At 70.3% G+C, this 22,326-nt stretch carries 23 protein-coding genes; 11 read left to right on the top strand and 12 right to left on the bottom strand.

What is annotated here, in order from left to right; all coding sequences use genetic code 11:
- Window positions 1-205 precede the first annotated feature (205 nt).
- Both I6J71_RS44305 and I6J71_RS44300 read left to right on the top strand, forming a co-directional pair.
- On the top strand, window positions 206-730 hold the full coding sequence (locus tag I6J71_RS44305) for a peptidylprolyl isomerase (protein ID WP_204092312.1): 525 nt from the start codon (window positions 206-208) through the stop codon (window positions 728-730).
- Window positions 731-929: 199 nt separating this feature from the next.
- Window positions 930-1,682, top strand: coding sequence for a rhomboid family intramembrane serine protease (locus I6J71_RS44300; protein WP_370542056.1), 753 nt, complete (start codon window positions 930-932; stop codon window positions 1,680-1,682).
- Here the strand turns inward: I6J71_RS44300 and I6J71_RS44295 are convergent.
- Both I6J71_RS44295 and crgA read right to left on the bottom strand, forming a co-directional pair.
- Window positions 1,679-2,098 carry a PH domain-containing protein gene (locus tag I6J71_RS44295; protein ID WP_239154256.1) on the bottom strand — a complete coding sequence of 140 codons (420 nt, stop codon included), beginning with the start codon at window positions 2,096-2,098 and terminating at the stop codon, window positions 1,679-1,681. The genes I6J71_RS44300 and I6J71_RS44295 overlap by 4 nt on opposite strands.
- A gap of 70 nt (window positions 2,099-2,168) precedes the next feature.
- On the bottom strand, window positions 2,169-2,429 hold the full coding sequence (crgA, locus tag I6J71_RS44290) for a cell division protein CrgA (RefSeq protein WP_204092310.1): 261 nt from the start codon (window positions 2,427-2,429) through the stop codon (window positions 2,169-2,171).
- Window positions 2,430-3,113: 684 nt separating this feature from the next.
- Between crgA and I6J71_RS44285 the strand changes: the two genes are divergently transcribed.
- From I6J71_RS44285 to I6J71_RS44275, 3 genes are all read left to right on the top strand, one after another.
- Complete coding sequence (locus I6J71_RS44285) at window positions 3,114-4,007, top strand: class E sortase (protein WP_370542260.1); 894 nt, start codon at window positions 3,114-3,116, stop codon at window positions 4,005-4,007.
- Window positions 4,007-4,165 (top strand): hypothetical protein, encoded by a 159-nt coding sequence (locus tag I6J71_RS44280; protein WP_204092308.1) that lies wholly within the window; start codon window positions 4,007-4,009, stop codon window positions 4,163-4,165. Before I6J71_RS44285 ends, I6J71_RS44280 begins: the two co-directional genes overlap by 1 nt.
- Before the next feature lie 62 nt (window positions 4,166-4,227).
- The gene (locus tag I6J71_RS44275; protein WP_239154255.1) at window positions 4,228-5,157 is read left to right on the top strand and encodes an LLM class flavin-dependent oxidoreductase; all 930 of its coding nucleotides are present in this window, start codon (window positions 4,228-4,230) and stop codon (window positions 5,155-5,157) included.
- Here I6J71_RS44275 and I6J71_RS44270 read toward each other — a convergent pair.
- The 3 genes from I6J71_RS44270 to I6J71_RS44260 form a co-directional block, all read right to left on the bottom strand.
- On the bottom strand, window positions 5,154-5,546 hold the full coding sequence (locus tag I6J71_RS44270; RefSeq protein WP_204092307.1) for an SCO5389 family protein: 393 nt from the start codon (window positions 5,544-5,546) through the stop codon (window positions 5,154-5,156). The two genes, I6J71_RS44275 and I6J71_RS44270, sit on opposite strands and share 4 nt — an antisense overlap.
- Before the next feature lie 93 nt (window positions 5,547-5,639).
- Complete coding sequence (locus I6J71_RS44265; RefSeq protein ID WP_204097561.1) at window positions 5,640-6,374, bottom strand: ABC transporter permease; 735 nt, start codon at window positions 6,372-6,374, stop codon at window positions 5,640-5,642.
- A 5-nt stretch (window positions 6,375-6,379) separates the two neighbouring features.
- A complete protein-coding gene (locus I6J71_RS44260; RefSeq protein ID WP_204092306.1) occupies window positions 6,380-7,090 on the bottom strand; it encodes an ABC transporter ATP-binding protein in 711 nt (236 codons plus the stop codon).
- A 175-nt stretch (window positions 7,091-7,265) separates the two neighbouring features.
- Between I6J71_RS44260 and I6J71_RS44255 the strand changes: the two genes are divergently transcribed.
- Window positions 7,266-9,092: a histidine kinase gene (locus I6J71_RS44255; RefSeq protein ID WP_204092305.1), complete on the top strand. Its 1,827-nt coding sequence runs from the start codon at window positions 7,266-7,268 to the stop codon at window positions 9,090-9,092.
- The gene (locus tag I6J71_RS44250; RefSeq protein ID WP_370542259.1) at window positions 9,089-9,688 is read left to right on the top strand and encodes a response regulator; all 600 of its coding nucleotides are present in this window, start codon (window positions 9,089-9,091) and stop codon (window positions 9,686-9,688) included. Before I6J71_RS44255 ends, I6J71_RS44250 begins: the two co-directional genes overlap by 4 nt.
- A gap of 41 nt (window positions 9,689-9,729) precedes the next feature.
- Here the strand turns inward: I6J71_RS44250 and I6J71_RS44245 are convergent, their stop codons facing one another.
- The gene (locus tag I6J71_RS44245) at window positions 9,730-11,049 is read right to left on the bottom strand and encodes an FAD-dependent oxidoreductase (RefSeq protein ID WP_204092303.1); all 1,320 of its coding nucleotides are present in this window, start codon (window positions 11,047-11,049) and stop codon (window positions 9,730-9,732) included.
- Window positions 11,050-11,161: 112 nt separating this feature from the next.
- Between I6J71_RS44245 and I6J71_RS44240 the strand changes: the two genes are divergently transcribed.
- The 4 genes from I6J71_RS44240 to I6J71_RS44225 all read left to right on the top strand — a co-directional run bounded on the left by I6J71_RS44240 (window position 11,162) and on the right by I6J71_RS44225 (window position 13,985).
- Window positions 11,162-11,806 carry an aminodeoxychorismate/anthranilate synthase component II gene (locus I6J71_RS44240; RefSeq protein ID WP_204092302.1) on the top strand — a complete coding sequence of 215 codons (645 nt, stop codon included), beginning with the start codon at window positions 11,162-11,164 and terminating at the stop codon, window positions 11,804-11,806.
- Window positions 11,803-12,627 (top strand): ABC transporter ATP-binding protein, encoded by an 825-nt coding sequence (locus I6J71_RS44235; protein ID WP_204092301.1) that lies wholly within the window; start codon window positions 11,803-11,805, stop codon window positions 12,625-12,627. The genes I6J71_RS44240 and I6J71_RS44235 overlap by 4 nt, the downstream gene beginning before the upstream one ends.
- Window positions 12,615-13,259, top strand: coding sequence for a hypothetical protein (locus I6J71_RS44230; protein WP_204092300.1), 645 nt, complete (start codon window positions 12,615-12,617; stop codon window positions 13,257-13,259). The genes I6J71_RS44235 and I6J71_RS44230 overlap by 13 nt, the downstream gene beginning before the upstream one ends.
- 387 nt (window positions 13,260-13,646) lie before the next feature.
- Window positions 13,647-13,985 carry a hypothetical protein gene (locus I6J71_RS44225; RefSeq protein ID WP_204092299.1) on the top strand — a complete coding sequence of 113 codons (339 nt, stop codon included), beginning with the start codon at window positions 13,647-13,649 and terminating at the stop codon, window positions 13,983-13,985.
- Between the two features lie 73 nt (window positions 13,986-14,058).
- Here I6J71_RS44225 and pknB read toward each other — a convergent pair whose 3' ends face one another.
- The 6 genes from pknB to I6J71_RS44195 are packed head-to-tail and all read right to left on the bottom strand — an operon-like array spanning window position 14,059 to window position 22,247.
- Window positions 14,059-16,077 (bottom strand): Stk1 family PASTA domain-containing Ser/Thr kinase, encoded by a 2,019-nt coding sequence (gene pknB, locus I6J71_RS44220; protein WP_204092298.1) that lies wholly within the window; start codon window positions 16,075-16,077, stop codon window positions 14,059-14,061.
- Complete coding sequence (locus I6J71_RS44215; protein ID WP_204092297.1) at window positions 16,074-17,372, bottom strand: serine/threonine-protein kinase; 1,299 nt, start codon at window positions 17,370-17,372, stop codon at window positions 16,074-16,076. The genes pknB and I6J71_RS44215 overlap by 4 nt, the downstream gene beginning before the upstream one ends.
- A gap of 3 nt (window positions 17,373-17,375) precedes the next feature.
- Entirely contained in the window at window positions 17,376-18,839 is a 1,464-nt protein-coding gene (locus I6J71_RS44210; RefSeq protein WP_204092296.1) for a penicillin-binding protein 2, read from the bottom strand.
- Complete coding sequence (locus I6J71_RS44205) at window positions 18,836-20,329, bottom strand: FtsW/RodA/SpoVE family cell cycle protein (RefSeq protein ID WP_204092295.1); 1,494 nt, start codon at window positions 20,327-20,329, stop codon at window positions 18,836-18,838. Before I6J71_RS44205 ends, I6J71_RS44210 begins: the two co-directional genes overlap by 4 nt.
- Window positions 20,329-21,789 carry a PP2C family serine/threonine-protein phosphatase gene (locus tag I6J71_RS44200; protein WP_204092294.1) on the bottom strand — a complete coding sequence of 487 codons (1,461 nt, stop codon included), beginning with the start codon at window positions 21,787-21,789 and terminating at the stop codon, window positions 20,329-20,331. Before I6J71_RS44200 ends, I6J71_RS44205 begins: the two co-directional genes overlap by 1 nt.
- Complete coding sequence (locus I6J71_RS44195) at window positions 21,786-22,247, bottom strand: FHA domain-containing protein (RefSeq protein ID WP_204092293.1); 462 nt, start codon at window positions 22,245-22,247, stop codon at window positions 21,786-21,788. The genes I6J71_RS44200 and I6J71_RS44195 overlap by 4 nt, the downstream gene beginning before the upstream one ends.
- Window positions 22,248-22,326 lie beyond the last annotated feature (79 nt).

The following is a 22,326-nucleotide window of genomic DNA, read 5'->3' as shown; positions in this document are numbered from 1 at the left end:
GCCTTCACCTCATCAATCGTTTTGATATCGCTCCGTTGCCTGTAACCTATCGTGCCCTTTTTCCCGGCGTAACGCTGTGTCTTCCCCCAACGGGAACCGGTGAAACTTCAGGAAAGGGGCTTCTTCCTGCGGTCAGACCAGTCGCTTCGCCCGCGGCGCCGCCCCTGAACCCCCCAAATGTGCGAAGGGATGGCACGATGGCGGCGTGACTGAAAGCGCCCGCAAGGCCACCCTGCACACCAATCAGGGTGACATCCACGTGAACCTGCTCCCCGACCACGCGCCGAAGACGGTCGCGAACTTCGTCGGGCTCGCCACCGGCTCGAAGGAGTACACGCAGCCGAACGCGCAGGGGACGAACTCCGGCCCGTTCTACGACGGTTCGATCTTCCACCGCGTCATCGACGGCTTCATGATCCAGGGCGGCGACCCAACCGGCACCGGCCGCGGTGGGCCCGGGTACAAGTTCGGCGACGAGTTCCACCCCGAGCTGCAGTTCAACAAGCCGTACCTGCTGGCCATGGCCAACGCCGGGCCGGGCACCAACGGCTCGCAGTTCTTCATCACCGTCGCGCCCACGACGCACCTGAACTTCCGCCACACGATCTTCGGCGAGGTCGCGGACCAGGACTCCCGCAACGTCGTCGATGCCATCGCGCACGCGGCGACCGGCCCGGCGGACCGTCCGCTGGCCGACGTCGTCATCGAGAAGGTCACCATCGAGGCCTGAGGCCGCACCGGGGGGATTTCGGTAGGTTGGTGGCATCGTGAACCAACCGCCGAATCCCCCTGTTCAGCCGCAGGCCGCGCTCCCCGGTTGCTGGTGGCACCCCAACCGCCCGACCGGCCTCAGCTGTGCGCGCTGCGGGCGTCCGGCGTGCCCCGAATGCCTGCGTGAAGCGCCCGTCGGCTTCCAGTGCACTGACTGCGTGCACTCCGGGACGCAGCAGCAGCGTCAGCAGCACCGGCAGTACCAGAACTCGGGACTCGGCCAGCGCACGATCGCCGGGGCGCGGCTGTCCAAATCCTTCGTGGTCACGAGCACTCTGCTCACGATCAACGTTGTCTTCTTCCTGATCACCGTGCTCCAGACGAAGAGCATCTGGGACAACGGCAACGCACCCCTCGAACAGCTCGGCTGGCTGCAGCCCTACGCCACTCTGGGCGGTGGCGAGTGGTGGCGCATCTTCACTTCGGGGTTCGTGCACTTCGGGATCATCCACATCGCGGCCAACATGTTCTCGCTGTGGATGATCGGCCGCGCGCTGGAGCAGGTCTTCGGCAAGACCCGGTTCCTCGCGCTGTACTTCGTGTCCGTGTTCGGCGCGTCCACGGCCGTGCTGCTTTTCGACAACCCAGGGCAGATCTCTGGCGGTGCCTCGGGTGCGATATTCGGGCTGCTGGGCTGCTACGCGGTCATCGTCGTGAAGCTCAAGCTCAACCCGACTGGTTTGCTGGTCACCCTGGCGATCAACGCCTACATCACGTTTTCGATCCCCGGCATCTCGATCCTCGCGCACGTCGGCGGGCTCATCACCGGCGCGCTCGTGGCCGTGGCGATCCTGTACGCGCCGGAGCGCGACAAGGCGCGTTGGCAGGCGATCGGCGTGGCGATCATCGTGGTGGCGCTGCTGGGCCTGGTCGTCTACCGCGGCGCGGTGCTTTCGTCGCTGGCGGGCTAGAGCCGGCTGCGCAGGACGGTCAGCACGTCCAGGACGTCGCGCGGGTCTTCGCCGAGGTCGGTGCGACCGAAGATGTACAGCTGGTCGTCGTGTTCGAGTTCGAGGGTCACGCCGTCGCGGCCGAGGCGGCGGGTGGTGCGCAGCTGCGTGCGCGTGTGCGCCCAGGGCAGGTGGTGCGTACCGCCGAGGGTGCGGGCCACGAGGCCGTGCTCGTCGACGGCCAGCCGCGGCCGCACGAAAGTCCAATGCACCGCGAACGCGCCGATCGCGACGGTGGCGAGGCCCATGAGGACCGCGCCCTTGCCGTCGCCGAAGAAGCCGTCGAGCACCGCGCCCGCCAGCAGGAGCACCGTGACGAGCCAGGCCGCTACCACAAGCCCCTGACGGGGCGCCCACGAGGTGGGGTAGTTATCCACAGACGTTATCCACACTGGGGATGAGTCACACCGGTGTAATTCGGCGTCAAGCGGCCATTCGGCGTAATGATCAACGCCAGCGCATCGTCATCAGAAGACCGACGATCATCGCCGCGAACCCGATGCCGAAGTTCCAGTTCCCGAGATCGGACAGGAACGAAATCTTGTCCCCGGCGATGTAGTTCACGATGAGCCACAGCAGCCCGAGGAGCATGAGGCCGAACATGACGATCTTGTAGAACAGGTTCGACGGACCGGCGACCTTCACCGGCGTCCGGCGGTCGACGGGTGGGGTGTACGCGGTCTTCTTGCGGACCTTGGACTTCGGCATCGTGTTCCTCGCGTGCTGTGCGTGCTGTACCTGGTGGCGGTGCCTGTACGCGGGCGTCCCGCAGCTCGGGTTGCGCAACCAGCGCCACGTGAACACGTTAACGTAATCGACGGCTCCAGAGCATCGGGCGGGAGCGGTCGGATTTCCGGACTGTGATGATGGCGCCACCGGCAGTTCCGCTGGGGCGCGAGAGGAGCTCGCGTGACCACGCAGGATTGGCCGGGCGAAGACGACCGCCGCCGACCCGCCCCCGGCCCCGACGGCCAGCGGCGACGGCAGCCGCCGCCCGGCGCCGGCAGACCACGCAGACAGCCCCCGGGGGACCCCGCCCGCAGAGCACCCGAGCCGCCTCGCGGCTCCGCGGGCGAACCCCCGCGCCGGCAGGCTGATCAGCGCAGACCACCCGAACAGCGGCAGCCCCGTCCCACTCAGCAGTACGGCACGGAGCAGGCGCGGGCCGAGCGAGGCCGCACAGAGGAGTACCGGGCCCCGCGGCGCGGCTTCGAGTCAGGTGCCGGCAGCGATCGCCGTGGTGCGGGTCCGCGAGACGGCCGGCAGAGCGCGGCCGCGCGGCGGGACGCCGAGTTCGGCACCGACGGCCTCGACGACGAGCAGCGGCTTGGCGATCGCCGTGGTGCCGGTCGGCGCGGTCCGGTGGGCCCGAACCGGCCCGGGCGGCCGCCGGTGCCCGGCGTGGCGGACCAGCCGACGGAGGTGTTCGCGGCGGTCGGGGGCACGGCCACGGCCGTGGCGGACAAGCCCGCGCCGCCGCTGGGGAAGGGCGGGGTGGCGATCCGGACGGCCGGCGAGGTGCTGATCACGCTCGGCCTGATCGTGCTGCTGTTCATGGTCTACGAGGTCTGGGTGACAGACCTGTTCTCGGCCGAGAAGCAGTCGGTGGCGAGCGACCAGCTCGAGGGCGACTGGGCGAAGGACCGCACGCTGCACCCCGGTCTGGTGGACGGCAAGGCGTTCGCGCGCATCCACATCCCGTCGTTCGGGGCGGACTTCGACTTCACGATCCAGGAGGGCACCGGCGAGGACTCGCTGGCCATCGGCCCCGGTCACTACAAGGGCACGGCGCTGCCGGGCGAGCCCGGTAATTTCGGCGTCGCCGGCCACCGCGTGGGCAAGGGCGCGCCGTTCAACGACCTGGACAACCTGAGCTCGTGCGACCAGATCGTGATCGAGACCCAGACCGACTTCTACATCTACAAGGTCCTGCCCTACGACGACGAGATCTCCGGCTGGAGCAGCGGCAAGGGCGCGCAGCCGGAGTGCAAGGGTGTGTCGACGCTGCGCAACCCGAGCATCCCGGGCGGCGGCCCGTACGACCAGACGTTCGGCCGGAAGGTCGTGCTCCCGAGCCAGGGCGACGCCGTGAACCCGGTGCCGTACAAGCCGGCGGACGTCCTGCCGAAGGCGCAGATGGCAGCGCTGCTCACGCTCACCACGTGCCACCCCCAGTTCTCCGCGAAGCAGCGGCTGATCATCACGTCGGTGCTCACGCAGCAGGTGCCGAAGTCGCAGGCCGCGGACTACGGCAAGCTGCTGACCGAGATCGGGGGCGCGTCCTGATGTACGGCTGGATCTGGCGGCACCTGCCCGGGCCGTTCGCGGCGAAGCTGGCCATCGCGGTCGCGCTGGTGCTCGGCATCATCGCGCTGCTGATGTTCGTGGTGTTCCCGTGGCTCGACCCGCTGCTGCCGTTCAACGAAGTGTCGGTGGACAACTGAGGCACACCCGCTTCGGCGTCTTCCTCGTTTCCGGGCGGTTCCCGGGCCAGGAGGACGCCGAAGTGCTCCAGCGGACCGTCCGCGCGGCCGAGGCCGCCGAGTCGGCGGGGTTCGACGACGTCTGGCTCGCCGAGCACCACTTCATGCCCTACGGCGTGTGCCCGTCGGCGATCACGCTCGCCGGCCACGTTCTCGGTCGCACGCGGCGGATCAAGCTGGGGACGGCCGTGAGCGTGCTGTCCACGTCGCACCCGGTGGCGCTGGCTGAGCAGTGGTCGCTGCTCGACGCCGTGTCCGGTGGGCGGCTGCGGCTCGGCGTCGGCCGCGGCGGGCCGTGGCAGGACCTCGAGGTGTTCGGGACCGGGCTCGACCGCTACGAAACCGGGTTCGAAGAATCGCTCGACCTGTTGCTCGCAGCGGCCACCGGGAAAGCCGGCGCGAACGGCGATCATTTCGCGTTCCGGGAGGTGCCGCTGGTGCCGGCCCCGCGCCGGAAGCCGGACGTGGTGGTCGCCTGCGGCGGCCCGAAGTCCGGCGCCATCCGGGTGGCGGCCAAACGCGACCTGCCGCTGTTGCTCGGCCTGCACGCCGGGGACGAGGAGAAAGCCGCGACGGTCAAGGCGTACGGCCAGCGTGCGGACCACGTCTCCACGGTGGTCTGCCAGGTCGGCGCCAGCCGCGACGACGCTGTCGCCACCGTGCGGAAGTCCTTGCCCGGCTGGCTTTCCACCGGGCTCGCGGCGCACGTGCCGGTGGACGACCGGCCCGGCCCGGCACGCGATCCGCACGAGTACACCGAGCACCTGTGCGCGATCCATCCCGTCGGCGATCCGGCGTACTGCGTGGCGACCCTGGAAACGAGCCTCCGGCGCACCGGGGTCGCCCACGTGATCATGTTCGTGGAAGCTTCCGGTACGCCGGAGGGCACGGTCGAGAACATCACGCGGATCGGCACCGAAGTGCTGCCCGCGCTCAGGAACCGGCGGGATTAGCAGTCGCGCAGCTCCGGGCTCTGGTTCAGCAGCTGCCCGCGCGGCGAGACGAACGCGCGGTAGCGATCACCGTCCACTTCGGACTCCCGGAACACCGAGACCCGGTGGCAGTTCTGGAACGCGAGCTTCACACCGAAGTGGCGTTCGAGACCGCCGCGGATGGCGTCGGAGGCCAGCGCGCGCAGCAACTGCCCGCGCGCGGCCTCGCTCGGCGGCGGCGTCTCGTTGTCGGCGAAGCCGTCCGGCGCGCCGTCGGCCTCGGCGATCACACCCGTGATCACTTCCCACGCGTAGGGCAGCGATTCCCGCACGCAGGCGACGAACTCGGCGTCGGAGACCTCCCCGCGCTCGGCCTTCTCCAGCAGCGCGGGCGATACGTCCAGGGACAAGACAACCTCCAGGATTGAGTGGGTCTCTTCCTGGCTACTCGCCCCGCCGCACGCGCCACAAGAGAAAACGGTATTCATCACCACTTCGGTGGATCACTCCCACCGGAACAGCCGCACGGCCAGCGCCGTCCCGCCCAGCGCGAACGCGGCCAAGGCGACGAACTGCAACGGCTGAACGCCGGCGCCCACCCACGCGTCCTGCAGCGGCTGAGTGCCCGGTGGCACGTACGCGCCGATCCGCTGGATCGCCTGCGGCAGCAGCGGCCGCGGCAGGTACACGCCGCCGAGGAACATGATCGGGAAGAACGCGATCATCGCCAGCGCCGAAGCGCCTTTCGCCGTGCGCGCGACCGACGCCGCGACCAGACCCGGCGCGAACACCGACACCAGGCCGAGCAGCAGTGTCACCGCATACGTGAGCGGGTGGCGCGGCAGCGGCACGTCGAACGCGATCCGGGCGGTCACGAGCATCAGGACCACCCCGGCGAGTGCCACCCCCGCGTGGATCACGAGCTGCGCGAGCAACAGGTGCGCCGGTGGCACCGGGGTCGTCGCGAGGCGGCGCAGCACGCCTTGCTCGCGGTAGGTGGCCACGGCCGCCGGGATCGCCTGCAGCCCGAGCATCGCGAGCGAAACCACCACGAGCGAAGGGACCCACAGGTCGATGAAGCGGTAACCGCCGGTCACCGCGCTCGGTCGAGACATACTGGGGATCGAACCGATGCCGAGCAGCAGCGCGGTCGGCAGCGCGACGCCGAACAGCGCCCACAGCGGCGTGCGCAGGAAGAGCTTCGCCTCGGTGGCGACGAGCTTGGTGAAGGTGTGCACGGTGCTCACTCCCGTCCGGTGAGGGTGACGAACGCGTCGTCCAAAGTGGATTTCCCCGTGATGGCGCGGAGTTCGGCCGGGGTGCCGGTGGCGACAATCCGGCCGGTGTCGAACACGGCCACGCGGTCGCAGAGGCGTTCGGCCTCGTCCATGAAGTGGGTGACGAGCACGACCGTCACGCCCGCGTCGCGCACGTCCCTGACCACCTGCCACGTCTCGCGGCGCGAATGCGGGTCGAGGCCGGTGGTGAGCTCGTCGAGGATCGCGACCTGCGGGTCGCCCACCAGCGCGAGCGCGATCGACAGCCGTTGCCGCAGGCCGCCGGAGAGCTTGCCGAACGCCGCCGTCCGATGGTCTTCGAGACCGAGCCGGCGCAGGAGCCCCGCGAGGTCCGCGGGTTGCGGGTAGCAGGCGGCGAACAGCTCCAGCGCCTCCTGCACGCGCAGCTTCTCGGGCAGCCGTGCGTCCTGCAGCTGCACACCGACGAGCCGGCGCAGCCGCACGGCGTCCTTCGCCGGATCAAGCCCCAGCACGGAGATCGAGCCGGAATCGGGCCGGCGCAGGCCCTGCAGGCACTCGACGGTGGTGGTCTTCCCGGCGCCGTTGGTGCCGAGGACGCCGAAGATCTCGCCGCGCTCGACGGCGAACGAAACGCCGTCGACCGCGACCCGCTTGCCGTAGGTCTTGCGGAGCTCGGTGACTTCGATGAGTGGCATGCGAAAAACGCTAGGCAGGCCCGGGTTCCGGCAGAATGATGCTGAAATCCCAGTCCAGGTGGGGTTTCGCTGACGAGGGGGTGGGGCTGGGCCCACCCCGGCCCGGGTGCTGCGGCCCGTGCGTCGAGGCGGCCGGATCGGTCACACTCGCCGGGAGGGGAAAGGGGGTGGCCACGTGCCCCGACGGCGTGCGTTCGCCCTCGCTGGCCTCGCGCTGCTGAGCTGGCTCGACGCGCTCGTCGAGCTGCTCGCCTTCCTGCTGCTCTGCGTCGGGCTCGTCTTCTTCCTCGGTCCCGTCCTCGACCGGGCCCGCGGGCGCGCGGCCCGCACCCGCGAGCTGGCCGGCCGGTGGTGTGGCGTCGAGGTGACCAGCCCGTACCGGCCGGAGCCACCGGATCCGGAACGCGAGCGCGACGGCTGGTACCGCGACGGCAACCAGCTCTACAAACGCGCGTGGTGGATCCGCTGGAACCGACGTTTCACGTGGATGATGGAGGATCCGGCTACCGGCCGTGAGCTCGGCTGGCAGCTCGTCAATCCACCGTTCGCGCTGGTCACGGCCGTGCTTTCGCTCGCCACGGGAACTCGCGCGCTGCGCTGGTACGGCCGCTGGACGAGCTTCTGGCTCGGCCCGCGCCCACCCGCCGGGGCCGCGCGCAAGCGGTGGTTGCACCGGCACGCCGAATCGTTCGGGCACCAGATCGGGCTCCTCGCCCTGTCGCTGGTGCACCTGGGGTTCTCGGTGTGGCAGTTCGTGGTGATCACCGGCGCCGCCCCGGTCGCGGCGCCGCTCGTGGTGTCGTGCCGGACGATCCCCGACACGCTGCGCCGCGAGGCCGGCAACTGGACGGGCGTGCGCATCGCGCGGCCGTACCTGCCGCCGCCCGGGCTGCCGGTGCCGCGGCCGGACGGGCTCTACCAGGTCGGCAAGCAGCTGTACGACGAACCGTGGTGGCCGGTGCAGCGCGCCCGCACGCGGTGGATCCTGCACGACCGCGCGACCTGGCGCGACCTCGCCGGCGGCGCGCTGATCCCGGTGTTCTCGCTGCTGCTGACCGCGCCCACGGTCGCCCTGCTCGGTTGGGGCCTGACCGGGCTGGTCATGCTCTGGGCCTGGCGGCCGTTCGCGTCCTCACCGGTCCAGTGGTTCCCGCTGCCCGAGGTGGCGACGCACCTCGGCGCACTCGCTCAAACGCCGGTCGCGCTCGCGCTCATCGTCGGCGGCCTCGCGCCGACAACGTGGCTGGCCCGCCAACAGGCGCGCTTCGCGCGGCTGTGGCTCGGACCGACGGAAGCGATGCGGCTCGCACAACGGGCGGCGCGACTGGACCAGTCGCGCACCGACGTCACGGTCGCCCAAGCCGCCGAGCTGCGCCGCATCGAACGCGACCTGCACGACGGCATCCAGTCCCGGCTCGTGGCCATGGGCCTGAAGCTCGGTGCGATCGAGGCGCTCATCGGCAGCGACCCCGAAGCGGCGAAATGCCTCGCGGCCGAGCTGCGGAACGCGTCGTCGGACGCGCTGACGGAGCTGCGGCTGCTCGTGCGCGGCATCCACCCGCCGGTGCTGTCCGAACGCGGGCTCGTCGACGCCGTGCGCGCGGTCGCGCTCGACAGCCCGCTCAAGGTCGACGTGACGGCCGACGTGCCCGGGCGCGTCGAACAGCCGGTGGAGGCGTGCGTGTACTTCGCCGTGTGCGAACTGCTGGGCAACGCGGCGAAACACGGTGGGGCGCGCCGGGTTTCGCTCTCCCTCGCGCACGCCGACGGCGAGCTGCGCGTGGTCGTGACCGACGACGGCACCGGCGGCGCCGAAGCCGCACGCGGCTCGGGACTTCGCGGAATCGAGCGGAGACTGGGCGGTTTCGACGGTAGGTTGACGCTCACCAGCCCACCCGGCGGACCGACCGAGGCGATCGTGGAGGTGCCGTGCCAGCTCAGCCCCGCAGCCGCCTCACCACCGTCGTCGCCGAGGACCAGTACCTCCTCCGGGACGGCCTGACGCACCTGCTCACCGCCCACGGCTTCGACGTCGTCGCGGCCGTCGGCTCCGGTCCCGAGCTCGCCGCGGCGCTGCGCGAGCACCGGCCCGATGTGTCCGTTGTGGACGTTCGCATGCCACCGACCAACACCGACGAAGGCCTGCAGGTGGCGTTGGCCGCGCGGCGGGAAGTGCCCGGCCTGCCGATCCTCGTGCTGTCGCAGCACGTCGAACAGCTCTACGCGCGCGAGCTCCTCGCCGATGGCACCGGCGCCGTCGGCTACCTGCTCAAGGACCGCGTGTTCAACGCCGAGCAGTTCGTCGACGCCGTGCGCCGCGTCGCCACCGGCGGCACGGCCATGGACCCGGAGGTGATCGCGAAACTGGTGGCGGGCAACGCCGCCGACCCTCTCGCAGCCCTCACCCCGCGCGAACGCGAGGTGCTCGAACTCATGGCCGAAGGCTGTTCCAACGCCGCCATCGCCGCGCGCCTGCACTTCAGCGAGGGCGCCGTCGGCAAGCACACAGCCGGCATCTTCGCGAAGCTCGGCATCGCCGCGTCCGACGACACCAACCGCCGCGTGCTGGCCGTGCTCGCCTACCTCGGGGCCGGCTGAACTCCCGAATCGGCACTCCTGAATCGGCAGTCCAGATCGGCTCAGCTGCGCGAAACGCGCACCATCTCGTCGCGCTCCACGACCTTGATGCGCTCGCGGCCGTGGGGTTCGCCCAGCGCCTTCTCGTGCGCGTCGAGCTTGCCCCAGCCCTCCCACGTGGTGAACGGGATGCCGCGGCCGGTGAGGAAGTCGAGGATCGCTTCGGGCGAGTCGTGCTGGGGCCGCGTCAGCCTGTCGGCGTCGGCAAGCAGACTCGCGACGGTCTCCGCCGCGTCACCCTTCGTGTGGCCGATCAGGCCGATCGGTCCGCGCTTGATCCAGCCGGTGACGTAGACGCCGGGCATGTGGTTCTCGTCGAGGTCCAGCACGCGGCCGGCGTGGTTCGGCACGACGCCCGCGACGTGGTCGAACGGCACCTCCGGCAGGTGCGACGACAGGTAGCCCACCGCGCGGTACACCGCCTGCACGTCCCAGTCGTGGAACTCGCCGGTGCCGCGCACGCCACCTTCCCCGTCGTACTCGGTGCGCTCGGTGCGCAGCCCGATCACGCGGCCGTCTTCGCCGAGCACTTCGGCCGGCGAATGGAAGAAGTGCAGGTGCAGCCGTTTCGGCCGGGACCCCTCGTCGCGGATCGCCCACTCCTGCAGGGTCTTCACGACCATGTCGACCTGCTTCGACGAGCGCAGCGCCGCGACGCTGGCCTCGTCGAACTCCATGTCCTCGGGGTAGACGACGACCTCGACGTTCGGCGAGTGGTCCAGTTCGCGCAGCTCCAGCGGCGTGAACTTCGCCTGCGCCGGGCCGCGGCGCCCGAACACGTGCACGTCGGTGACCGGGCTGGCCTCGAGGCCTTCGTGAACGTTCGCCGGGATGTCGGTGGTCAGCAGCTCATCGGCCGTTTTGGCGAGCACGCGCGCGACGTCGAGCGCCACGTTGCCGACACCCAGCACGGCAACCGAAGTGGCGGTGAGCGGCCAGGTGCGCGGCACGTCGGGGTGGCCGTCGTACCAGGAGACGAAGTCGGCGGCGCCGTGGCTGCCGTCGAGGTCGATGCCGGGGATGTCGAGCGGGCGGTCGGCCCTCGCGCCGGTCGAGAAGATCACGGCGTCGTAGAACTCGCGCAGCTCGTCGAGCTTGATGTCGGTGCCGTAGTCGACGTTGCCGAGCAGGCGGATGTTCGGGCGGTCCAGCACCTTGTGCAGGGCGGTGACGATGCCCTTGATGCGCGGGTGGTCGGGGGCCACTCCGTAGCGGATGAGGCCGAACGGCGCGGGCATGCGCTCGAACAGGTCAATCTGCACATCGGCGTCGGACTTGTCCAGGATGTCGGCGGCGTAGATGCCGGCGGGACCGGCGCCCACAACCGCTACGCGAAGAACTCGGCTCACAGGACTCCACGGTAAGTTAGGGCTACCTAACTTTCACTGTGATCTGGCGTACGGTCCAGCAGGTGGGAGCCGCTAAGCTGGCCGCATGCGCGTACTCGTCGTCGACAACTACGACAGCTTCGTCTACAACCTCGTGCAGTACCTTGCGCAGCTCGGCGCCGACTGCACGGTGTGGCGCAACGACGTCGTCGACCTCGACCGCGTCCCCGAGTTCGACGCCGTGCTCGTGTCGCCCGGCCCGGGCACGCCCGAGCGCGCGGGCCAGAGCATCGAGGTCATCGCGAAGTGCGCCGAGACGCGCACCCCGATGTTGGGCGTCTGCCTCGGTCACCAGGCACTGGGCGTGCACTTCGGTGCCACCGTCGACCGCGCGCCGGAGCTGCTGCACGGCAAGACCAGCCAGGTCCGCCACGACGGTAAAGGCGTGCTCGCGGACCTGCCCGACGGGTTCACGGCCACGCGTTACCACTCGCTGACCGTGCTGCCGGAGACGATCGCCGACGACGTCTTCGAGGTCACCGGCCGGACCGACACCGGCGTCGTGATGGGCATGCGCCACCGCGAGCTGCCGCTGGAGGGCGTGCAGTTCCACCCCGAGTCGGTGCTCACCGAGGGCGGGCACCGGATGCTCGCGACCTGGCTGGCCTCGGCCGGGTACCCGGTCGACCCGGCGCTGGTCGACCAGCTGGAGAGCGCCACGAAGGCGCTGCAGAAGGCCGCCGCTGCGTGACCCCGCCGATCCGGCTCGAGGGGGTCGGTAAGCGGTACGGCGGCGGCGAGCTCGTGCTCGACGGCGTCGACCTGACCGTGCCCGCCGGGCGCGTGCTCGGGATCCTCGGCGCGAACGGCTCGGGGAAGTCCACGCTGCTGCGGATCATGGCGGGTGTTTCGCGCGCGAGCTTCGGCACCGTCCTTGGGACGCCGCCGATCGGCTACCTGCCCGACCGGTTTCCCGGCGGCCAGCGGCTGAGCGCGCGGGCGTACCTGCAGCACCTGGCGCGCATCCGCGGCGGAGTCGACTTGTCGGCCATCGATCCGCTGCTGGAGCGGCTCGCGCTCGTCGGCGGGCCCGACGCGCAACTGCGCACGCTGTCCAAGGGCAACGCGCAGAAGGTCGGCCTCGCCCAGGCCGTGCTACCGCGGCCCGACCTGCTGATCCTCGATGAACCGTGGTCGGGCCTCGACGCCGGCACCCACGCGGTGCTCGGCGAACTGGTGGCCGAGACCCGGGCGCGCGGCGCGAGCGTGGTGTTCACCGATCACCGGCCCGCGGTCGTGCGCGAGCACGCCGACGCCGTCCACCGCATCGAAGGCGGCCGGCTCACAGCCGTCGTCGCCCCGGCCGGGACTCCCGCCGAAACCGAGCCGGCCACGCGCATCGTGCTCGCCGGTTCGGGCGCCGACTGGGCAGGTCAACCCGGGGTCCGCCGCGCGGTCGCCGACGGCTCGCACGTGGTGCTCACCGTCGACGCGACGAGCGCCGACGCGGTGCTGCTGCGGGCGCTTTCCGGCGGTTGGTCCGTGCGGGAGGTGGCGCCGTGCTCGCCGTGAGCCGCTACTACCTCGCGCTGCTGGGGCATTCGCAGCGGTACCTGCCGGCGCTGCTCGCCTACCTCGCGCTGTGCGTGATCCTCTACTCCGACCCGACGTCGCCGGTGCTGCCGCTGTACGGCGTGAGCGGTGGCGCGCTCGTGGTCGTCGGCTGCTGGCTCACGATCGCGCTGCTCGACATCGAAGACCCGGTGCAGCGGCTCGTCACGCTCAGCCACGCGCGCAGCCGGGGCCGCACCATCGGTGGTGCGATCGTGGCGGTCTTCGGCATCACAGTGGTGCTCACCGTGCTCACCCTGACCTGGTCGGCGATCCGGACCGGCCACCTGGACTGGGGCAAGATCGGTGTCGGGCTGCCGGCGCACCTGGCGTGCGCGTTGCTCGGCATCGCGATCGGCTTGCCGTGCTCGCGGCTGCTCGTCGGCCGCATCGGCTGGACGGTGCTCGCCGCCGTGCTGGTGCTCGGTGTGGTGCTGCTGGCGCAGTGGGTGCCGCTGGTGCACCCGCTGCTGCGGGCGCTCACCAGCGACGAACCGCACGACGGCCCGCTCGTGCTCGCCGTGATCACGTCGGTGCTCGCGCTGGGCGTCAGCGCCGCCGGCACCGGCTGGCTGGCCGCCCGGCGGGCCTGAACTCGGAGCGATTCGGGTGCGCGAGGAGCAAAATTGCAAATTGCACACAGCAATTTACAGTCAGGATCTTCCGGCGACACAGCCGGCACGCTAACGTTTGGCCTTCGCCTGCGCAGGCGTGCCGGCCGGCAGCAATCAATGCTGCGGAGAGAGCCCGCGGCGTCGGGAAACAATCCGGCGCCGCGGGTGGTTCACCGGTCCACCGGCATTCGTCGGCGGCATGACGCGCCCGTGCCGACGGCGGATGCCGGTGCCCGGAGCACACTGCTCCGCGCCGTGGCTCCGAGTGATGTGCAAATTGCGAACAGCAATCCACGGTGCTGCTCTTCCTCGGCGGCGGTGCGTCGGTTACCCTCTCGCCGTCTGTTCACCCGTGAGGGGAGAGTCGTGACGGCTGGGATCGCCGCGATCACCGTGGCCGGGTCGGGTGGCGAGCTGCACCAGCTCGCCTCGTGGCTGCGCACCGAGGACGAGCTCAGAGACCGCGTGCGGGTGGCGGAGAGATCCGTGGCGGGCGACGCCGTGGTCGTGATGGTGAGCAGCCGCTCGGCCGGCACGCTGTGCCGCTCCCTCTTCGGCTGGCTGCGCAAGCGCCGCGGCGACGAGGCGGTGTCACTCAAGGTCAAACGGTCCGGCGCGGTCGAGGAGCTCGACGTCGACTGCGGTTCGGGAAGCGACGTCGACGAAGTCCTCGAAAGCGTTCGCGGCTTCCTCGACCAGGACTGAGAAACCCCGGAAACGACATCCGGAAACGACGCAGGGCCCGCACGGCGAACCGTGCGGGCCCTGGTTCAGCAGCTCACTGCCTCGCGGGTGGGAGGCCGCTGAAGCCCGGCGGGCTGTTGCTGCCCCCACCAGGCGGCGGGATGATCGGTGTGGTCGACGAACCACCGCCGCTGTTGTCCTCGAGGATCGTCAGCGTGACCGGATCAGTCGGCGAGAGCGTCTCGCCGGCGGCCGGGTCGGTGCGGACGACGGTGCCCGGCTGACCGGCGCCGAATTTCTGGGACTTGACGGTGATGTTCCCCGACCAGCCCTTGCTCTGCAGCGTCTGGGTGGCCTGGTCTTCGGTTTGCCCGGTGAGGTCCGGCATCGTGATGTCCTGCGGGCCGTTCGAGACCTGCAGCGTGATCGTCGAACCCGGGGCGACTTGCCCGCCGTTCGGTTGCTGGTTGACGACCTGATCCTTCGGCTGCTGTGAGGCGACATTGCTGCGCTTGACCTGGAAGCCGAGGCCCGTCAGCGTCTTCTTCGCATCGTCGAAGTTCTGCCCCGTGGTGTCGGGCACCTGCTTCAGCGCCAGATCACCACCGACGGTGATGTTCACGGAGGTGCCCTCGGTGGCCGAGGAGTTCGGCGTCGGGTCCTGCGAGAGGATCTTGCCGACGTCTTCCTGCTTGTCCGCCGGCTGGGAATTGGTGTTGCCCAGCCTCAGATTGGCCTGCTGCAGGATCTGGCTGGCTTGGTCCGGGGTCTTGCCGGTCAGGTCGGGCACCGGGACCGTGTTGGGCTTGACGCCCACGGTCAGCTGGATCTGCGTGTCGGTCGAGACGTTCGCGCCGGCGTTCGGGTTGATCGCGATGACCTTGTCGATCTGGTCCTCGGTGCACTGCTGACCACCGGGGTTCTTGCTGGGATCCGCGATGCCGCACACGACGTTGGAGTTCGGTGCGAACGACGAGAAGCCCGCCGCCTGCAGCTCCGACTTCGCGGTGATCACCGGGTGGTTCACCACGTTCGGGACCGCCGCCGTCTTCTGGCCTGCGCGGAACGCGCCGTTGAGCCACATGATCAGCAGGATCACGCCGGCGACGAGCAGCGCGGCGACGAGCGCCAGGATCAGGCGGCGCCGGCGCTTGGCGCGCGGGTCCTCGTCCGGCTCGTCGGCGTACTCCTCGTAGCGCTGCGGCTGCCGGCGGTCGGCGTTCATGACCTGGGTGCGCTCGTCCTCCGACATGACCATCGGAGCGGACGGGCGCTGCCCCGAGAGCGTGCGCACGAGGTCGGACCGCATTTCGGCGGCCGACTGGTAGCGGTTGGCCGGACCCTTCGCCAAAGCCTTGAGCACCACGGCGTCGAGCTCCGGCGTCACCGCCGGGTTGACCGACGACGGCGGGTTCGGGTCCTCCCGCACGTGCTGGTACGCCACCGCCACCGGCGAGTCGCCCGTGAACGGCGGTTCCCCGGTGATGAGCTCGTACAGCACGCAACCGGCGGCGTAGACATCAGAACGCGCGTCGACCGACTCGCCGCGCGCCTGCTCCGGGGAGAGGTACTGGGCGGTGCCGATGACGGCGGCCGTCTGCGTCATCGCCGACTGGCCGTCGTGCATCGCGCGGGCGATGCCGAAGTCCATGACCTTGACGGCGCCGTTCTTCGTGATCATCACGTTCGCGGGCTTCACGTCGCGGTGCACGATGCCGTGGCGGTGCGAGAAGTCCAGCGCGGCGCAGACGTCGGCCATGACTTCCATGGCCCGCTTCTGCGACATCGGGCCCTCGGTCTTCACGATGTCCCGCAGCGTCCGGCCCTCGACGTACTCCATGACGATGTAGGGCAGGTTGCCGAATTCGGTGTTGGCCTCACCGGTGTCGTAGACCGCGACGATCGCCGGGTGGTTCAGCGCGGCCGCGTTCTGCGCCTCACGACGGAAGCGTTCCTGGAACTGGGGGTCGCGGGCCAGGTCTGCGCGCAGGACCTTGATCGCCACTTCCCGGCCCAGACGCACGTCGTGCCCGTGATGGACCTCGGACATACCTCCGTAGCCGAGCGTTTCGCCCAGCTCGTACCGATTGGAGAGCAGTCTGGGTGTGCTCATCTCTGTGTGCCGTTCCATTCCGTCCAAGGTGTGGTCATGATGCCTTGCAGGCCCTGCTTCTCGCTCGTTGCCGGCCCGTCGGGTCCGCCTGCGGTCGGTCCCGTGGGCCGGCCGGTCGGCTCGACCGGACCCGGTCTGCCTGTGTCCACGCTTCTCGGCACCTGTCCGTTGCCGGACCCCACCGCTCTGGCGATGACGAACGCCGCCACGACGATGACCGCGACCACGATCACCGCGAGCAGCACCCACCAGCCCCACTGACTCCTCCGCCGCGACGCGGGCGGGTGCACTGCGCCCGGCGTCAGCGGCGGGAAGGCGGGGTTCGAACCAGGACCGATGGGCACGTGGGGGCTGCCGGCCTGCGGCATCCCGGGGGGTGGCGACGGCGCGACCTGGCCGGCCGCGTAGGCGGCGTTGACCAGGCCGAGCGGTGTCGGCAGGGGGCGGCCGGCGCGGACGGCGGCGACGGCCCCCGCGAACTCGCCGCCGCTCGCGTAGCGCTGCCGTGGGTCCTTGACCAGGGTCGCCTCGATCACCGCGCGCGCACCCGGCGGCACGTCCGGAGGCAGCGGCGGCGGGAGGTCGCGGATGTGCATCATGGCGACGCTCACCGAGTTCTCCGACAGGAACGGGCGGTGGCCGGCGAGGCATTCGTAACCGCACACGGCCAGCGAGTACACGTCGCTGGCCGGCTCGGCGTCGTGACCCAGTGCTTGCTCGGGCGCGATGTAGTGGGCCGTGCCCATGACCATGCCCGAACGCGTGACCGGTGCCGCGTGGGCGGCCTTGGCCACGCCGAAATCGGTGATCTTCACCTGCCCGGCCGGGGTGACGAGGATGTTGCCGGGCTTGACGTCGCGGTGCACCAGACCCTGCTCGTGCGCGGCCTGCAGCGCGTTGCCGGCCTGCTCGAGGATGTCGAGCGTGTAGTCCGGCGACAGGCGCCCGTGCTTGGCGAGGATGCCCGCGAGCGGGTCGCCCTCCACGAACTCCATCACCAGGTACGCGATGGGCAGCGCGTCTTCTTCGCTGCCGCCCTCGGCGCCGGCGAACGTCTCGCCGTAGTCGTGAACGGCCGCGATCCCGGCGTGGTTGAGCGACGCCGTCATCCGCGCCTCGGTGCGGAACCGGTGGAGGAACTCCGCGTCGCCGGAGAGTTCGGCCTTCAGCACCTTCACCGCGACGACCCGGTCGAGCCGGGTGTCACTGGCCTGCCAGACCTCGCCCATCCCGCCGACGGCGATCCGGTTCGTCAGCTTGTAGCGCTCGGCCAGCAGCTGACCCGAGGACAGCATCGGCTATCCACCCCCGAGGTGCGCGGCGATGGCGGCGCGGCCGATCTCCGCGGCGACGGAGCCACCGGTCGCGGCGAGGCCGCGGTTGCCGCCGTTCTCGACGATCACGGACACCGCGATCTGCGGGTTGTCCGACGGCGCGAACGCGGTGTACCACGCGTGCGGCGGGGTGTTCTTCGAGTCGGTGCCGTGCTCGGCGGTCCCGGTCTTCGACGCGATCTTGAGCGCGGGGTTCTTGCCCTTGCCCGCCGTGAAGCTCTCCGACGCGATCATCATGTCGGTCATGATCTGGTCGTTCTCGGGCGAGAGCGCCGGCGTGCCGGTGACCTGCTCCGGGTCGACGTCCTCGATCGTCGAGAGGTCCGGCGCCAGGATCGACTGCACGAGCTGCGGTTTCATCGCCATGCCGCCGTTGGCGACGGTTGCGGCGAGCAGGCAGTCCTGCAGCGGCGTGAGCCGCACGTCGCGCTGGCCGATGCCGCTCTGGTAGAGCGCGGCCTGCGAGTCGAGCGCGCCGACCGTGGAGGGCGCCACCTTCATCGGCACGGTGAGGTCGCTCTGGCCGATGCCGAAGTTCGCGGCCGTTTCCTTGATCTTGTCGGCCCCGAGCTGCCCGGCGAACGTCGCGAACGGCACGTTGCACGAGTGGGCCAGCGCGTCCTTGAAGGTGTTGCCGGGGCAGGTCTCGCCGGCGTAGTTCTCGAGCGTGGTGTTGGTGCCCGGCAGCTTCACGTTCGGCGCGGTGCTCACGACCGTGTCGGGTCCGATGCCGGCCTGCAGCGCGGTGGACCCGGTGACGATCTTGAACGTCGACCCGGGCGGGTAGGTCTCCGAGATCGCCCGGTTCAGCATCGGGTTCTTCGGGTCCTTGGAGTAGTTCGTCCAGGCGGTGTTCTGGTCCTTGCCGTGCGTGGCCAGCGTGTTCGGGTCGTACGACGGCGTGGACACCATCGCGAGGATGCGGCCCGTCTTCGGCTCCATCGCCACCACTGCGCCGGTGTAGCCGTGCTGGGTCATCAGGTCGTAAGCGGCCTTCTGCACCTTCGGGTCGATCGTGAGCTTCACATTGCCGCCACGTGGATCGCGGCCGGTGATCATGTCCGACAGGCGGCGCACGAACAGCCGCGGGTCGGAGCCGTTGAGCACGTCGTCCTCGGCGCGCTCCAGCCCGCCCGCGCCGTAGTTGATCGAGTAGAAGCCGGTGACCGGCGCGTACATCGGGCCGTCGGTGTAGGTGCGGGTGAACTTGAACTTGTCGCTCGAGGGCTTGACCCCGGCGAGCACCGTGCCGTCCGGCGCCACGATCTGGCCGCGCTGGCGCGAGTACTCGTCGTAGAGCACCCGCTGGTTGCGGGGGTCGGTGCGGTAGTCGTCGGCCTTGACCACCTGGATGTAGGTGTCGTTGGCCAGCAGCAGGACGATCATCACGAGCATCGCCATGCCGACCTTGCGCAGCGGGGTGTTCACGGTGTCCTCCCGTCGCCGTTCGGGGCGGCGCCGGGAGCGGGGCGCTGCACCAGCACGGTGTGCGCCTCGGCGATCGGAGCCTGGGGTTGCTGCGGCTTCGGGCGCTTGGCCGGCCTGCGGGCCGCGTCCGAGATGCGCAGCAGCAGTGCGACGAGGATGTAGTTCGCGAGCAGTGACGAACCACCCTGGGACAGGAACGGCGCCGTGATGCCGGTCTCCGGGATCAGCGCGGTCACGCCGCCGACGACCACGAAGATCTGCATCACGATCGTGAACGCGAGCCCGCCGCCGAGCAGCTTGCCGAACGTGTCGCGCACGGCCAGCGCGCTGCGCATGCCGCGCATCGCGATCAGCAGGTACAGCATCAGCACGGCGGCCAGGCCGATGAAGCCCAGCTCCTCGCCGATCGACGCGGTGATGAAGTCGGTGCCCGCCGCGGGCACGATGTCCGGCCGGCCGGCACCGAGACCGGTACCGCCGACCCCGCCGGTGCCGAGGCCGAACAGGCCCTGGGCGAGCTGGTAGGAGCCGCCGAGTTCGTCGTAGCGCGGGCCGAGCGGGTTGAGCCAGTTCTCCACGCGCTGCTGGACGTGTGTGAAGAGGTTGTAGGCGATCAGGCAGCCGCCCACGAAGAACGTCAGCCCCACCACGACCCAGATCACGCGCTCGGTCGCGACGTAGAGCATCACGAGGATGATGCTGAAGTACAGCAGCGACGTGCCCAGGTCCTTCTCGAACACCAGGATGCCGATGCTCGCCGCGGCCGCGATGAGGATCGGGCCCAGGTCACGGGCGCGCGGCAGCTCCACGCCGAGGACCTTCTTGCCCGCCACCATGAACAGGTCCCGTTTGGACACCAGGAACGAGGCGAAGAAGATCATCAGAAGGATCTTCGCGAACTCACCCGGCTGGATCGAGAAGAACGGCAGCTTGAGCCACACCTTCGCGCCGTTGACCTCGGACAGGCTCGAGGGCAGCACCGCGGGCAGCGCGAGCGCGATGATGCCGACGAGACCGAAGGTGTAGCCGTAACGCGTGAGGGTGCGGTGGTCGTTGACCACGATCAGCACGACCACGAACAGCGCGAGCGAGATGACCGTGAACAGGACCTGCTTCGTCACCTCGGGGCTGTAGTCCGTGCCCCGCTGCGCGGCCTGCTCGGCTTCCGCGAGGTCGAGCCGGTGGATGATCACCAGCCCGATGCCGTTCAGCAGCGCGACGCACGGCAGCAGCACCGGGTCCGCGTACGGCGCCCATCTCCGGACCGCGAGGTGCGCGGCCGTGAGCACCCCCAGGTACGCCAGGCCGAGCCACAGGATCGAGAGCGTGAGCTCCTGCTCCTGGTTGGCCTCCACCAGCACCAGGGCGAGCGTGACGATGAACGCGGCGAACGCCAGCAACAACAGCTCGGTGCCCCGGCGCTTGGGCAGCTCCCGGGGCGGATTGGTGGCGAACTGGGCCGACAACGGGTCGGCCAGGGGCTGGCCCATCAGTTACCGCCTCCTGCCGGCGCCGTACTCGACGTCGAGCAGTCCCTCCCCGCAGGCTGGTTCGCCGACGAAGACGTGCCGCCCGAAGGCGGCGCAGCGGCGCTGGACGACGCCGGCGGCCCACCCGGAGCCGTCGGCACCCCGCCGGACGACGGCGGCACCGAGGTCGCCGAGGTCGCCGAGGTCGCCGGGGCCCCGGTCGTGCCGGGAGCGCCCGGCGTCACCGGCGAACAGTCGCCCAGCTGCTTCTTCAGCCGCAGGAAGTCGTCGATGTACTTGCGCGCGTCGTCCAGGCTGTCGCGCTTCACACCGTTCTGCACGGCGATGCGCGCGTCCTCCTGCAGAGCGGGGACGCGTAACTTGTCGGAGCACAGCTGACCCGGCGGGCACGAGCCCTGCTCGAGCGAGTGCAGCTGGATGCCGAGGATGGAGCCGGGCACCCCGCGGTAGATCACGACCTCCTGGTCGGGACCCTCGCCCACGTAGAACTGGCTGAGGACGAAATAGCGCGTGGCGATCGCGGCCGCGGCCAGCACGATCAGCACCACGACCGCGCCGACGAGCCACCGGAACCGCTTGCGGCGCTTGGCCTTCGGATCCTCCTCGAACGCCTGCGGCTCGGGCCGCGGCGGAGGGGGCGGCTGCGTGAGCGCCCGGGCCCGCGCGGCGGGCGAATCGCCCTGGTGCTGTTCGTCACTGCCGTCGCCCGCGGCGCCGCCGACGATCGGGGCGTCTTCGCCGAAGTCGACGTCGACCACGTCGGCGATGACGACGGTGACGTTGTCCGTACCACCGCCCTTGAGGGCCAGCTCGATCATCCGGTCCGCGCAGTCCTGCGGGTCCGGGATGCGGATGGCCTCGGCCATCGTCTCGTCGCTGACCATGCCGGACAGGCCGTCGGAGCAGATGAGGTACCGGTCACCGGCACGCGCCTCGCGCACCGTGAGGCTCGGTTCGACTTCGTGGCCAGTGAGCGCCTTGAGCAGCAGCGAACGCTGCGGGTGCACCGCGGCCTCCTCGGCCGTGATGCGGCCCTGCTCCAGCAGCTCGTTCACGAAGCTGTCGTCGCGAGTGATCTGCGCGAACTGGCCGCCGCGGAACAGGTACGCGCGCGAGTCGCCGACGTGCACCAGGCCGAGCCGGTTGCCGGCGAACAGCACGGCCGTGAGCGTGGTGCCCATGCCGTCGAGGTCGGGGTCCTGTGAAACGAGCTCGGCGATCGCCGCGTTGCCGTTCTGCACCGCCTCGCGGAGCTGGGCGAGCAGGTCGTCGCCCGGCTCGTCGTCGTCGAGCGGTGCGAGCGAGGCGATGACGACCTTGCTGGCCACCTCACCCGCGGCGTGGCCGCCCATACCGTCGGCGAGCGCGAGCAGGCGCGGGCCGGCGTACACGGAGTCCTGGTTGCTCGAACGCACCAGGCCCCGGTCACTGCGGGCCGCGTAGCGGAGGACGAGAGTCATGGGCGAAGCTCGATCACCGTCTTGCCGATCCGGATGGGGACTCCGAGCGGGACCCGGAGGGGTGCAGTGACCTTAGCCCGGTCGAGGTAGGTCCCGTTCGTCGAGCCCAGATCTTCCACGTACCAGTCCTCCCCGCGCAGAGAAATGCGGGCGTGGCGGGTCGACGCGTAGTCGTCGTCCAGCACCAGCGTCGAGTCGTCCGCGCGGCCGATCAGGATCGGCCGGCCGTCGAGCGCGATGCGGGTACCGGCCAGCGCCCCGTGCGTGACCAGGAGCTGCTGCGGCGCCTTGCTGCCCCGCGGCTTCTTCTCCTTGTTCCGCCGGAACGACGGCACCTGCACTCGGAGGCCGGACGCGGCGTAGAGATCCGAACGGACGACCCGCAGGGCGGCGAACACGAAGAGCCAGAGCAGTACGAGAAAGCCCACTCTGGTGAGTTGAACGACCAGCTCTGGCACTTGTTGTGTCCGCTCCCGACTCTGCCTGCAAGCCGCGGCGCGCGCGCACCGCGGTTCCCCCCGCACGACAATTCTGCGG

The organism is Amycolatopsis sp. FDAARGOS 1241, assembly GCF_016889705.1.
Classification (GTDB): Bacteria; Actinomycetota; Actinomycetes; order Mycobacteriales; family Pseudonocardiaceae; genus Amycolatopsis.
This window is presented reverse-complemented; position numbering and strand designations above follow the sequence as displayed.

Coding starts and splice junctions, on each gene's coding strand:
- crgA (WP_204092310.1), bottom strand. CDS start 2,429: ATGCCGAAGTCCAAGGTCCGCAAGAAGACCGCGTACACCCCACCCGTC.
- I6J71_RS44280 (WP_204092308.1), top strand. CDS start 4,007: ATGTACGGCTGGATCTGGCGGCACCTGCCCGGGCCGTTCGCGGCGAAG.
- I6J71_RS44260 (WP_204092306.1), bottom strand. CDS start 7,090: ATGCCACTCATCGAAGTCACCGAGCTCCGCAAGACCTACGGCAAGCGG.
- I6J71_RS44240 (WP_204092302.1), top strand. CDS start 11,162: ATGCGCGTACTCGTCGTCGACAACTACGACAGCTTCGTCTACAACCTC.
- pknB (WP_204092298.1), bottom strand. CDS start 16,077: ATGAGCACACCCAGACTGCTCTCCAATCGGTACGAGCTGGGCGAAACG.
- I6J71_RS44215 (WP_204092297.1), bottom strand. CDS start 17,372: ATGCTGTCCTCGGGTCAGCTGCTGGCCGAGCGCTACAAGCTGACGAAC.
- I6J71_RS44205 (WP_204092295.1), bottom strand. CDS start 20,329: ATGGGCCAGCCCCTGGCCGACCCGTTGTCGGCCCAGTTCGCCACCAAT.
- I6J71_RS44200 (WP_204092294.1), bottom strand. CDS start 21,789: ATGACTCTCGTCCTCCGCTACGCGGCCCGCAGTGACCGGGGCCTGGTG.